We start from the raw sequence: 11,758 nt of genomic DNA, 5'->3' as shown, positions 1-11,758 counted from the left end.
ATTTTTTTTGCCGGCGCGCCGTCACAGTGTCGAGGGATGGTCTTGCGCGCTGGCGACGATATCGCGGCACAGGGGGCCGGCGCCCGGCGTCGCTCCAGCAGCCGGGCAGCAGGGCGTCCAGTGCAGCGTGGGAGGGCAGGGGAAAGGTGTGGTGCGGGATGACAAGCGCCTGTTTTTTTAACAGGTTAGCTTTGTATTTTTGCAATGTCTGTTTGATTTTGCGCAGACAGCTGCTCACGGCCACGAGTCCAGGACGTGGCCGCAGCAGCTCATGCGCTTATTTTTTTACGTAGTGCATGTCCAGCACATACACGCCCTTGTCCAGCACCACCGAATACAGGTCGTTGCCGCGCAAGGACAGGCCGCCGGGGACGCTTAGCGCCGGCTGCATGCCTTCGTCCCACAGGCACGATTCGCCATTGTCCACATCGACGCACCATTGCTGCTGGTTATCGCGCAGCACATATTTCACCGTGGCGCCGCTGCGCTGGAAGGCATAGGCCGGCACCGACGAGGTGAACTTATCGACGCGCAAGCTCGTTGCCGCCGCATTTTCCGCCAGCTTGATCAGCATATCGGCGGTGCCGTCCGGCTTGCCGGTGATCTTCGCGCTCATGCCGTCCGTCGCGATCACGGGGCCGGAGCAATCGGCCTTGAAGTAGGTTTCGCCGGTTGGCGTCAGTTCCAGCGAGCCGCTGCCGTCGTTCTTGAGCGCGATGACGAGCATTTGACGGTCGTGATCGTCGCAAGCCGATTGCCACGTGCCGATATACGCGGCCAGCGGCGAGGTGGTGCCGGAATCGCCGGCAAGCTGCTGCGTGGAACCGCCGCCGCCACCGCCGCAGCCCGTCAGGAGTGCCGCGGCCGAGCCGGCCAATACTGCCAATAATGTTTTCATTCAAAGTCCTTTTTATCCGGCAGCGGTGCGTGCCGTCAACGCGGCCTGATTATAGGAGTATTAATAAGGGGAAAATCTCACCAAATCTATCGCTGAATTGATTTTGATCAAGTCGCGACAATGCGCTGAAATGGTTTGATGGACTGCAGGGGAAATGTGATGTAGCTGCTACGCATTGCGCCGACTGTGCGGCGCAATGGCTAATTCTTGGCTGATTTTATTGTTTTACATAGCGCATATCGAGCACATAAGCACCGTCTTTTTCCATTACGGTAAACAATTCGTTACCGCGCAGGTAAAAGCCACCCTTGCCACTTACTGCCGTTTGTATGCCGGTATCCGGAATGTCCGTGGTGTTGCCATTGCCATCATTGATGTGCCAATGAGGTTTGCCATTCAGCATCACGGTGGTGACGGCCGGACCCGTAATCTGGACGGTGTGGGCTGGAAGCGACGATACGACCTTGTCGATGCGGATGTCCGAAGCCGGGCTGTCCGCCGTCAGCTTGAGCTGAATATTACCTGCGCCATCTGGCGTCGCGGTAATCTTTTCACTCGTGGTTTCCGTAAATTGCACGGGACCGCTGCAATCGGAAGTGGCGAAGGTTTCGCCGTAGGTCGACATTTCCAAAGCGCCACTGCCATCGCCTTTGAGGGCGACGACGAGGCGCTGGCGGTATTGGTCGTCACAAGCGGGTTGCCAAGTGCCAACATAAGCGGCCAGTGCCGGCGGAGGCGGGGGCGCGACCACCACTGGCGGAACGGGAACGGCTACATCACCGCTGGCGCCATTCGCACCGCTATTCGCACCGCTATTGCCATCGCTGCCACCACCGCAGCCGGTCAATGCCACCGTGCCCGATACCATTAATAATGCCAGTACTTTTTTCATGCGTTATTCCTATCAATCTTCAACCGGCTGAAAGCGTGCCGTATGCGCGGCGATATTATAAAGTACATGAGCATCTTATTTTTTTGAAATCTGAAATGGGCCGCAATAAATGGGCCGCAATACTTGGATTGAAAGTGCGGCCATTGAATGGCGGGGAGGAGAAACAGGCGGGTGCCGCGCATGGTAATGCGTGAGGCAGGTATGGAGATGGCAGATTATGAAACGCGTGCCGGCGCCTGAACATGGCGCCGGCCGAAGCCGGAAATGTCCGGCTTAAAACTCTTCCCAGTCATCACCTGCCGGCGCCTTGGCGGGCGCGTGCTGTGTTGCTTGCGGCTTGGCAACATTCAGGCGCTTGGCTGGCGTCGGTGTTTTGGGCGTCGCGGCGCGCGGCGCGGCCGGTGCTGCTGCCAGCGCTGGCTGGCGCGCTTGCTCGCCCAGCTTGAAGACGCTGACCACGTCGGCCAGATGGCTGGCCTGGTCTTGCAGGCTTTCGGCGGCCGCTGCTGCTTCCTCGACGAGGGCCGCGTTTTGCTGCGTCACGCCATCCATTTGCGCCAGCGCCTGGTTGACCTGGGCGATGCCGTCGCTTTGCTCGGTGGTGGCGACGCTGATGTCGGCCATGATGGCGGTGACCTTGCGCACGCTGTCGACCACTTGCTCCATGGTGGCGCCCGCCTCATCGACGAGCTTGCTGCCGGTGGCCACCTTGCCCACGGAATCGTCGATCAGCAGCTTGATTTCCTTGGCCGCCGCGGCCGAGCGTTGTGCCAGGTTGCGTACTTCCGTGGCGACGACGGCGAAACCGCGGCCCTGTTCGCCCGCGCGCGCCGCTTCCACGGCCGCGTTCAGCGCCAGGATATTCGTCTGGAAGGCGATGCCGTCGATGACGCTGATGATGTCGACGATCTTGTTGGACGAGTCGTTAATCGACGTCATCGTTGCTATCACCTTGCCGACCACTTCGCCGCTCTTTTGCGCCACGCTGGAGGCGGAAGCGGCCAGTTGATTGGCCTGGCGCGCATGGTCGGCGTTTTCCTTGACGGTGCCCGTCAGTTCTTCCACCGAGGCGGCCGTTTCTTCCAGCGAGCTGGCTTGCTGTTCCGTGCGGGCCGACAGGTCGTTATTGCCTTGCGCAATTTCCGCGCTGGCACGGGCCACATTGTCGGCACTGGCCTGCACTTGCAGCAGCACGGCGTGGATCTTTTCCACGAAGGCGTTGAAACCCTTGCCGATGACGGCCAGTTCATCCGTGCCCTTGACTTCCAGCTTGACGCGCAGGTCGGCGTCGCCGCTGGACAGGTCCGTCATGGTGCGGCCCAGGGTGCGCAGGGGACGCGTCAGCTGGTTGACGACGAGGATCAAAATTCCGGCCGTGGCCGCCGCGCACAGCAGGGCGACGATCAGGGTGTAAATCATCAGATCGCGCGCCGAGGCGGTGGCCACGCTTTTCGGGAAATTCAGTTCCACGCTCCACGGCGCGATGTCGGGGTGGATCTGCAGCGGCTGCAGCAAGTGGATGTAGCCCTTGTCGTCCTCGTATTCATACGCCTGGCCCTGGCGCACCTTTTCCAGGCCGGCGGCCGGCACGTCGTCCGCCTTCTTGCCCAGCCGTTCAGGCGCGGGATGGCTGGCGTACAGGCCGCCGTTCGAGATCAGGGCCAGCTTGCCGCCTTCGATCACTTTCAGGTCTGCCAGGATTTTCGCCAGGCGTGTGAGCATGAAGTCGGCGCTGGCCGTGCCCTTGAAGCTGCCGTCGATCATGATGGGCGCCACCAGCGAGGCCATCAGCACATCCTTGCCATCGACGGGGTAGATGTACGGTTCCGTAAAGTAAGTCTTGCCCGTGCGCTTGGGCACGTCATACCAGTCGTTGGCGCCCGGTTTCGGGTCGAAGACGATGGGTTCGACTTGCAGCTTGCCGCCGGCACCGCGTGTCCAGTAGGGCATGAAGCGGCCGCTGGCGTCGTAGTTCGGCTTCTGGTTGGCGAAATCCGCATCCTTGCCGTCGAGCGCGTTCGGCTCCCACGTCACGGCCGAGCCCAGCAAGTCTTCCGAGCTGGTCAACGTCGCCTTGGTCAGTTCATTGATCTGCTCGCGCTGCAGGGGCAGGCTGGCGCTTTTGGTGCCGCGCATGGCGCCGGCCAGGCTGGACACGCTGGACAGGTTGCTGGCGATGCGCGCCTGCAGCGCACCGGCCACTTCGCGCGCCGACGTGCGCGCCAGTTCCAGTGCGGCCGCTTCGGCGCTGGCGCTGCTCTTGTAGCCGATCACCGCCGCCGTGACGCCGAGGCTGAGGATGGCGAGCGCGGTGGCGGCGACGCAGATTTTACTGTTCAGTGATAGTTGCATGAGGCTGTTCCTTGATGGGGATAGATATCGGTATCTCGGGCGTCGCGGGTAGCGCGCCTAGAACGTTTTGCTGACGGCCAGCACGAAGGTGGCCGCGGCCGGGTTCGAGGTGTTGAACTGGCCGGCTGCATTCGGGATGCCCAGGGTGTAATGGTCGTAGGCGTCGCTGGCGCCCCAGGCGCGCGTGACGGCGCCGCTGGCGCTCCAGCCGCCGTCGAAGGCCCGGGTGACACCGATCTTGGCGTCGCGCCAGTTCCATATCGCATTGCCCGTGCCCGCCACCCGGCCGTTGCCGGCGTGCAGGTTCAAGGTCCAGGCATTTCCCAGGTCGACATTCGCGCCCACGTCCAGGTAGCCCGTGCCGCGCGCATTGGTGATGCCGAAAAAGTCGCGCGTGACGGTATGGTTGTACTTGGCGTACAGCATGCGGTAGGTCAGGCCCAGCGACAGTTCGCCATAGTCGTATTTCACGCCCGTGGCGCGGTAGATGGCGCCCGGATATTTGTAATAGTAGGCCAGCACGCTGTAACCGAGTTCGCCCAGCGTGCCGCCGTAGCCACCGTACAAGTCCCATTCGATCGTCGCATCCTGAATGTAGCGGTCGCTGACGGTGGACGCCCACGTGCCCAGCGACCAGCCGCTCGGGTGCGCGTAGTCGGCACCCGCCTGCAGGGCCGGCTTGCCCCAGGTCTGGCGAAAACCGCGCGAAATGTATTGCGAAGTGAGGCTGGCATTGGCGCTGAAGGTGGCGGCAGGGCTGTCCGTGGTCTGGGCCTGCACGGGCAGGGCGGCTGCCAGCAGGAAGGCGCAGCCCAGCAACGATGAGGCGGGAAAATGGTGGTTCGATGGCATGGCAGTCAGCTCCGTATTTGCTGGCAGCGGCCGTTCAGGCGCGTTGCCCTGATGGTTGCAATAAAAATGCGGAATGGACTTTTATGGAGGCAAGGCAGCTTGCGGGCATGTTCGCCTGACCATGCACACATTCTCACCAAACGTAACTGAAAGGATAGGGGCTGCGGCTAGTGGAAGTCAACAAAGTTGCGCGACGGAAAGCATAAGTTGTTGTTTCCTGGCACTTTTTCATGCGCCTGTCATATTGCTGGTGCGCCACGGCTGGCTGAATGTTGCAAGCTGGCCAGCAGGTCGGGCAGGGCCACATGCAAGGCTTGCAGGTCGCCAGCATTTAGATCTGCCTGCATTTCCACCAGGCCCGAGGGCTGGCCCCAGACGACCTGTGCGCTGAGCCGGGCGCCGGCGTCGAGGCCCGTGACGCTGACCAGCAGGGCGACTTCTTCCGGGGCATCCTCGGGCACGTCCTCAAGCAGGCAGGAAATGCCGAAATGATAATCCTGGAAGGCGCTGGCCGTGCCGCTGGAAAAGGCGAAGACGGAAGCGAGCGCCTGTGGCGCAGCGGCCGCAAGTGACGGCAGGGCGGCGCGAAACAGGGGCAGCAAGTCGTTTTCCAGCTGGTGTACCAGCGGATGAGTGTGGCTGAGGACGGTCATGGGCGGATGAAAGGAGTGGCGGCGCGCGATGGTAGCAGTTTTCGCCGCCGCCGGGGCCGTCGTCAGGCGGCGTAGCGGCTGGCCATGCTGGCGATGGTGTTTTTCATCTGGTCGCGCAGGGCAGCGGGCGCCAGCACTTCCACGCCATCGCCCAGGCCCAGCAACCACCATTGCAGTTCGCGCGTGCTGGGCACGGTGGCGGTCAGGTGCAGCGAGCCATCGGCGCGTTCCTGCAATTGCTGGTCCGCGCTCAGCGGCGTCTCGTACAGGTGCTCGCCGCTGCGACGGGCAAACACGGCTTCGAGCAGCAGCGGTTCGCCATCGCGGATGCCCATGGCACCCGAAGCAATATATGCATCGATGTCGAAGCCCGGCTGCGCACGCGCGGAAAGGTAAAGCATTTCCGCCTGCTGCACGCGGTGCAGGACCAGGGTGCGCACGTCGTTGTAGTCGGCGAACAGGCAGACCAGGTAGAGCAACTGGCCGCGCTGCACGATGGCCAGCGGATGGACGGCGTCATAGCTGACGGGATTGTCGTTGTCGCGCTTCTTGTAGCTCAGCTTGAGCTGGCGGTTCTGCATCAGCGCTTCATACACGGTGCGCTGGCAAGCTTCGTCGATGTCGGGCGCCAGCAGCCGCTGCATGGGGGCGATGACGCGTATCTTGCCCAGCCAGGCTGACGCGCTGGCGCGCTCGCTGGCCGCGTTCAGGGTCTGGCGCGCCGCGCTGAAATACGGCTGCATGCTGTCGAGCGTGGATGGCGGCAAGGCATGGCGCATGTGCTGTTCCATCAGGGCCAGGGTCAGCGCGGCCGGCGTCGACAGGCCCGGCATGTCCATGCGCGCCGCATTTTCCATCCAGCACCAGCCAAACGGCTTGCTGTCGACTGGATTGGTCAGCGGGAAAATCTCGGCTAGGTCGAGCAAGTCGCGCTGGATGGTGCGGATGCCGATGGCAAAGTCGATGGCCTTGAGCTTGTCGTGCAATTCGGCGACGGTGATGGTGCGTGGCGCCGGCGGTATCAGGCGCAGCATTTGCCATTGGCGCATGATGGTGGAAGGGCGGGGCGCGTGTTCAGACATGGTGGTTCCGTTCTCTTCAGTGGCAGGATGTGTACTGATAAGTACACAAGTTAACGAATGGTAACATTGATTCGATGGCAATTACAGGGCGTCCAGCATGGCTGCCCTGACGCAATTGCGCCCCGCGTGCTTGGCCTGGTATAGCAGGCGGTCGGCGGCATTGACCAGGGCGGGGGCGCCGGGCGCCGGGCTGCCGGGCGTACACGCGAGCGAGGCGACGCCGAAGCTGGCCGTCGTCCCGATGTGCTGTGCCAGGCCGTCGCGCAGGCGTTCGGCCAGGCGCACGCCGCCAGCCAGGTCCGTTTCAGGCAGGATCAGCAGGAATTCCTCGCCGCCGTGGCGCACCACGCTGTCGATGCCACGGCGCGTGGCGTTGCCGAGCAGGGCGGCAAAGTTGCGCAGCGCGGCATCGCCCGCAGCATGGCCGTGGGCGTCGTTGATGCGTTTGAAGTGGTCAAGATCGCACAGGATGGCCGTCAGGCACAGGCCATGGCGTTGTGAGCGCGCAAGCTCGGCGCCCAGCAAGTGCTCGTCGAGGTAGCGGCGGTTGTAGCAGCCGGTCAGGTGGTCGCGCACGGCCTGTTCGGCGAGGATGGCGTGTTGCAGGACGTGCGCGCGGCGCTGGCGCTGCTGGCCATGGCTGGCGCACAGGCCGGTCAGGTTGAGCAGCAGCAAGGTGGCGGCGTTGCCGGCTTGAAAGTCATCCTGCAGGCCGAGCCAGGCCAGGCTCGCCACGATGGCCAGGCCGGCGCCGGCCAGCAGGTGCCGCGTGACGCCGGCATAGGGCGCGACGAGCAGGATGCAAAAGGCGGTCGCGTGCCAGCTCGCGTCGGCTTCGCGCAGTGCATAGCAGAGCAGGAACACGAGCAGGTCCAGCGCCAGCAGCGCGGTGCCGGAGGCGGCGCTGCCAGGCTGTGCAGCGGGTGCGCGCAAGGCCCGCAGCAGCATGGCGAGGATAAGCAGGCAGCAGGCCAGGCCCAGCGGCCAGCCGGCGGGCGGCAGCAGCGCGATAGCAAGGATGGCGCTGGCGCCGGCATGCAGCGCCAGCAAGGGAAGCGGCGCCGGCTTGCGGAGATCGTCAGTTGCATGGTGCAAATGCATGGAAACCTGTCGGATAGCGAATCGGGATCCCATTCTTGCCCGGCCCTGCGACAAGCCGCGACGCATTGCCCACCATGCTGCGTATTGGATTGGTCCTACCAGTGGCCCTTATTCGTCGCTGGTGACGCGCGTGCGCACGAAATCGATGTGGCCTTGCATGGCCGTGCGCGCCTCTTCGGGCTGGCTGGCGCAGATCGCTACGCACAGGGTGCGGTGCTGCGACAGCAGTTGCAGCGAGGTGGCCTCGTCCTGCTGGCGCAAGCCCGTGCCATTGATGGTGATGTGTTCGCGCAGCATGCCGATGATGCTGGTGTGCAAATGCAAAAACATGGTGTTGTGCGACGCCTGCGCGATGACTTCATGCAGGCGGGCATCGGCCTGCGCCTCGCCGTGCTTGTCGTCGCTGGCGCGCGCCTGTTCCAGCTCGGCCAGCAAGGCCATGATCTGCGCGCGCTCGCCGCCGCTGGCCCGCTGCGCCGCAAAGTAGGCCGTCGCCCCTTCCAGCACGCGGCGAAATTCCAGGATGTCGTCGCGCAGGGCGGGGTGGTCGGCCACCAGCTGGCTCCACGGCGACGCCATGCCGGTGCGCAATTGATCCGTCACAAATACACCGGCGCCGCGCCGGCTGCGCACCAGGCCCCGCGCCGCCAGCCGCTGCACGGCTTCGCGCACGGTATTGCGCGAAACCGCATATTGCTGCGCCAGCAGGCGTTCGGCCGGCAGTTGCGCGCCCGCCGGCAAGCTGCCGTCCAGCAGTGCCGTTTCCAGCCTGCGCATCACCATCTCGACCCTGCCCCGCGTTTGCATGCCTGTCGCCATCGCTGTCTTCCGGTGTTGTTTTAAAGTGGTCCGAGCAATTTGAAGTGGCTCGCGGAAGCTGGAATTATGCGTGAACCGGTCATTCTTAACAACACACAGCGGCGCCGCAGCAACACACAGAGCGCCGGGGAGACACACTCATGCAGCCAGACCCGCGCCAGCCACGCCGCTATCCACCCGCACCGCTCCAGGTGTACCTGTTCGCCACTTGCCTGGTCGACCTGTTCGTGCCGCAGGCGGGACTCGACGCTGTGCGCCTGCTGGAGCGGGAAGGCTTGCTGGTGCACTATCCGCGCGGCCAGAGCTGCTGCGGCCAGCCCGCCTACAGCAGCGGCAACCCGGAACAGGCGCGTGCCGTGGCCCGCGCCCAGCTCGACCTGTTTGCGCAGCCGTGGCCCGTGATCGTGCCGTCCGGTTCCTGCGCCGGCATGATGCGCCACCACTGGCCGCAGCTGTTCCACGACGACCCCGTCGCCTGCCCCAAGGCGCTTGAACTGGCCGAACGCGTGTATGAGCTGAGCGAATTTCTCGTCTGCGTGCTGAAACTTGACCTGGCCGGCCTGGCTGCCGCCGGGCAGGCCGATGAAAACGTGGTGCTGCACACCTCGTGCGGGGCGCGCCGCGAGATGGGCACGCGCCTGCACGGCGTGGCCCTGGTCGACGCCTTGCCCGGCGTGACGCGCATCGAACACCAGCGCGAATCGGAATGCTGCGGCTTTGGCGGCACGTTTTCACTGAAACACCCCGATATTTCCGGCGCCATGGTCAGCGACAAGATCGCCTCGGCCTGCGCCACGGGCTGCGACCGGCTCGTCTCGGCCGACTGCGGCTGCCTGCTCAATATCGGCCACGCCGCGCAGCACCAGGGCGCGCCGCTGCCCGTCGAACATATGGCCAGCTTCCTGTGGCGCCGTACGGGAGGCGCGGCATGAGCGCGATCCTGACCGCCCGCGAACGCATGCTGGGGCGCCTGCGCGCCGCGGCCCCCACCGCGCCCGAGACGGTGGACGTCATCGATACGGCCATCGACCAGCACTATCTGGCGCGCCGCGCACAAGCACCGCAGTCACCGCGCCAGCAGCTCGACGCCATGCAGACAGCCTTGCGCGCCGCGCATGCGGAAGTCGACTGCGTCGGTGTAGACACCTGGCCGGCCCTGCTGGCGCTGCGCCTCGGTCAACACGGCGTGCGCCGTTTGCTGCTCGATACCGGCAGCGCCGAAGGGCATGCCCTGCGCGCTGCCTTGCCAGCCGAGGTGGAAGCGTTGTCCTTTGACCGTCCGCTGGTGCAGTGGAAGGGTGAGTTGTTTGACACCGTCGACGCGGGGTTCACCGTCGCCCGTTCCGGCATCGCCGCCACGGGCACCCTCGTCATCGCGCCTGACGCAGCCACGCCGCGCACGGTGTCGCTGGCGCCGCCGCTGCATATCTGCCTCGTGTATGCCAGCACTGTGCATGCGGACTTGCACGCTGCGGCGCGCGCCGAGCGCTGGTGCGATGGCATGCCGGCCAACCTGGTGCTGGTGTCCGGTCCCTCGAAAACGTCCGACATCCAGCAGACGCTGGCCTATGGCGCGCACGGTCCGCGCTGGCTGTGGGTGCTGATTATCGATGATTTATCTGCCCATGCAGGAGGCCAGCCATGAACGCCAAGCCCCTGCAATTCGTCAAGCCGGCCGACTTCCATGCGCGCGCCCGCGCCGCGCTGGACGACCCGAAACTGCGCCAGAGTTTTCGCGGCGCCATGGATTTTTTACAGGACAAGCGTAGCGCCCAGTTCCCCGATGGCGACGAACTGGAACGCCTGCGCGACCTCGGCGCAGCCGTGCGCCGACACGCGCTGGCGCACCTGCCCGATTTGCTGGTGCAGCTGGAAGACAGGCTGACGGCGGCCGGCGTGCAGGTGCACTGGGCCGAGGATGGCGAGCAGGCCAACGCCATCATCCACGCCATCGCGCAGCGTAATCAGGCGACACGCTTCATCAAGGGCAAGTCGATGGCCAGCGAGGAAATCGAGCTCAATCACTACCTGGAAGCGCGCGGCATGACGTGTTTGGAATCAGACATGGGCGAGTACATCGTGCAACTGGCCGGCGAAAAACCGTCGCACATCGTCATGCCGGCCATTCACAAGACCAAGGCAGACATCGCCGGCCTGTTCGCCGAGCACATTCCCGATGCGCCCTACACGGAAGACGTCGACAGCCTGATCCAGACGGGGCGGCGCGCCCTGCGCCAGGCCTTTGTCGAGGCGGACATCGGCCTGTCGGGCGTGAACTTCGCGGCGGCCGACACGGGCACCCTGTGGCTGGTGGAAAACGAAGGCAATGGCCGGCTGACGACCTCCGTGCCGGAGGTGCACATCGCCATCATGGGCATGGAAAAAGTCGTGGCCAAGCTCGAACATATCGTGCCGCTGGCCAGCCTATTGACGCGCTCGGCCACGGGCCAGGCCATCACCACGTATTTCAACCTGATTTCCGGCCCGCGCCGCGCCGGTGAGCTGGATGGCCCGCGCGAAGTGCACCTGGTCTTGCTCGACAACGGCCGCAGCCAGGCCTATGCCGACGAGCAGCTGCGCGCCACCCTGCAATGCATACGCTGCGGCGCCTGCATGAACCACTGTCCCGTCTACACGCGCATCGGCGGTCACGCCTACGGCACCACCTATCCGGGACCGATCGGCAAGATCATCTCGCCCCACTTGCTGGGACTGGCTGCGACGGCGGACCTGGCCACCGCGTCGAGCCTGTGCGGCGCCTGCGGCGAAGTGTGCCCCGTGCGCATTCCGATTCCGCAGCTACTGGTGCGCCTGCGCACGGAGGCGAACCGCAATCCGAACGAGGAAGTGGCGCATCCGCTGCGCGGCCAGGGCGCCAAATTCAGCCGCGGCGAAAGCCTGATCTGGCGCTTCTGGAGCGGCGCCTTCGCGCGTCCCGTCAGCTACCGGCTGTTCCGCTGGGCCGCCACGCGGCTGCGGATGCTGACGCCGCGCGCGCAGCTGGGCTGGACGCAGCACCGCAAGCCCTTGACGCCGGCGCCGCGCAGCCTGGCCGACTTGCTCAATGCACGAGGGCAGGAAGAATAGCGCCGCTCCGCCATACCGCAAA

12 protein-coding genes are annotated in these 11,758 nt (G+C 64.6%); 3 read left to right on the top strand and 9 right to left on the bottom strand.

All coding sequences use genetic code 11. The features are described from left to right. The 9 genes from HWE17_RS28520 to HWE17_RS21765 form a co-directional block, all read right to left on the bottom strand. Positions 1-238, bottom strand: a 238-nt coding sequence (locus HWE17_RS28520) for a hypothetical protein (protein ID WP_217916845.1), incomplete at its 3' end; no start/stop codon positions are given. Positions 239-277: 39 nt separating this feature from the next. Then, complete coding sequence (locus HWE17_RS21800) at positions 278-898, bottom strand: hypothetical protein (protein ID WP_176390204.1); 621 nt, start codon at positions 896-898, stop codon at positions 278-280. Between the two features lie 217 nt (positions 899-1,115). After that, positions 1,116-1,790, bottom strand: a complete 675-nt coding sequence (locus HWE17_RS21795) for a hypothetical protein (protein WP_176390203.1) — start codon at positions 1,788-1,790, stop codon at positions 1,116-1,118. 273 nt (positions 1,791-2,063) lie between these two features. Further along, complete coding sequence (locus tag HWE17_RS21790) at positions 2,064-4,142, bottom strand: methyl-accepting chemotaxis protein (RefSeq protein ID WP_176390202.1); 2,079 nt, start codon at positions 4,140-4,142, stop codon at positions 2,064-2,066. Between the two features lie 57 nt (positions 4,143-4,199). Continuing rightward, entirely contained in the window at positions 4,200-4,994 is a 795-nt protein-coding gene (locus HWE17_RS21785; RefSeq protein WP_176390201.1) for a TorF family putative porin, read from the bottom strand. Positions 4,995-5,233: 239 nt separating this feature from the next. After that, positions 5,234-5,647, bottom strand: coding sequence for a hypothetical protein (locus tag HWE17_RS21780; RefSeq protein ID WP_176390200.1), 414 nt, complete (start codon positions 5,645-5,647; stop codon positions 5,234-5,236). Between the two features lie 62 nt (positions 5,648-5,709). Beyond that, positions 5,710-6,729 (bottom strand): YafY family protein, encoded by a 1,020-nt coding sequence (locus HWE17_RS21775; RefSeq protein ID WP_051958896.1) that lies wholly within the window; start codon positions 6,727-6,729, stop codon positions 5,710-5,712. Between the two features lie 81 nt (positions 6,730-6,810). After that, positions 6,811-7,830 carry a diguanylate cyclase gene (locus HWE17_RS21770; RefSeq protein ID WP_176390199.1) on the bottom strand — a complete coding sequence of 340 codons (1,020 nt, stop codon included), beginning with the start codon at positions 7,828-7,830 and terminating at the stop codon, positions 6,811-6,813. 108 nt (positions 7,831-7,938) lie between these two features. Beyond that, positions 7,939-8,637, bottom strand: a complete 699-nt coding sequence (locus tag HWE17_RS21765) for a FadR/GntR family transcriptional regulator (protein ID WP_255206344.1) — start codon at positions 8,635-8,637, stop codon at positions 7,939-7,941. Between the two features lie 152 nt (positions 8,638-8,789). On the opposite strand from HWE17_RS21765, the gene HWE17_RS21760 reads away from it, so the two are divergent. From HWE17_RS21760 to HWE17_RS21750, 3 genes are read left to right on the top strand one after another with little or no spacing between them, the layout of a single operon-like run. After that, positions 8,790-9,581 carry a (Fe-S)-binding protein gene (locus tag HWE17_RS21760; RefSeq protein WP_176390197.1) on the top strand — a complete coding sequence of 264 codons (792 nt, stop codon included), beginning with the start codon at positions 8,790-8,792 and terminating at the stop codon, positions 9,579-9,581. Continuing rightward, on the top strand, positions 9,578-10,294 hold the full coding sequence (locus tag HWE17_RS21755; RefSeq protein WP_176390196.1) for an LUD domain-containing protein: 717 nt from the start codon (positions 9,578-9,580) through the stop codon (positions 10,292-10,294). Before HWE17_RS21760 ends, HWE17_RS21755 begins: the two co-directional genes overlap by 4 nt. Then, complete coding sequence (locus HWE17_RS21750) at positions 10,291-11,736, top strand: LutB/LldF family L-lactate oxidation iron-sulfur protein (protein ID WP_176390195.1); 1,446 nt, start codon at positions 10,291-10,293, stop codon at positions 11,734-11,736. The genes HWE17_RS21755 and HWE17_RS21750 overlap by 4 nt, the downstream gene beginning before the upstream one ends. Positions 11,737-11,758 lie beyond the last annotated feature (22 nt).

Origin of the sequence: Janthinobacterium sp. BJB401, assembly GCF_013372745.1 — a bacterium.
GTDB lineage: Bacteria > Pseudomonadota > Gammaproteobacteria > Burkholderiales > Burkholderiaceae_D > Janthinobacterium > Janthinobacterium rivuli.
The sequence above is the reverse complement of the archived record's forward strand: the minus strand, read 5'-3'. Positions and strand labels throughout refer to the sequence as shown.

Excerpts from the sequence above, each read along its gene's own strand:
- HWE17_RS21800 (WP_176390204.1), bottom strand. The coding sequence starts at position 898 with ATGAAAACATTATTGGCAGTATTGGCCGGCTCGGCCGCGGCACTCCTG.
- HWE17_RS21795 (WP_176390203.1), bottom strand. The coding sequence starts at position 1,790 with ATGAAAAAAGTACTGGCATTATTAATGGTATCGGGCACGGTGGCATTG.
- HWE17_RS21790 (WP_176390202.1), bottom strand. The coding sequence starts at position 4,142 with ATGCAACTATCACTGAACAGTAAAATCTGCGTCGCCGCCACCGCGCTC.
- HWE17_RS21785 (WP_176390201.1), bottom strand. The coding sequence starts at position 4,994 with ATGCCATCGAACCACCATTTTCCCGCCTCATCGTTGCTGGGCTGCGCC.
- HWE17_RS21780 (WP_176390200.1), bottom strand. The coding sequence starts at position 5,647 with ATGACCGTCCTCAGCCACACTCATCCGCTGGTACACCAGCTGGAAAAC.
- HWE17_RS21775 (WP_051958896.1), bottom strand. The coding sequence starts at position 6,729 with ATGTCTGAACACGCGCCCCGCCCTTCCACCATCATGCGCCAATGGCAA.
- HWE17_RS21770 (WP_176390199.1), bottom strand. The coding sequence starts at position 7,830 with ATGCATTTGCACCATGCAACTGACGATCTCCGCAAGCCGGCGCCGCTT.
- HWE17_RS21765 (WP_255206344.1), bottom strand. The coding sequence starts at position 8,637 with ATGCAAACGCGGGGCAGGGTCGAGATGGTGATGCGCAGGCTGGAAACG.
- HWE17_RS21760 (WP_176390197.1), top strand. The coding sequence starts at position 8,790 with ATGCAGCCAGACCCGCGCCAGCCACGCCGCTATCCACCCGCACCGCTC.
- HWE17_RS21755 (WP_176390196.1), top strand. The coding sequence starts at position 9,578 with ATGAGCGCGATCCTGACCGCCCGCGAACGCATGCTGGGGCGCCTGCGC.
- HWE17_RS21750 (WP_176390195.1), top strand. The coding sequence starts at position 10,291 with ATGAACGCCAAGCCCCTGCAATTCGTCAAGCCGGCCGACTTCCATGCG.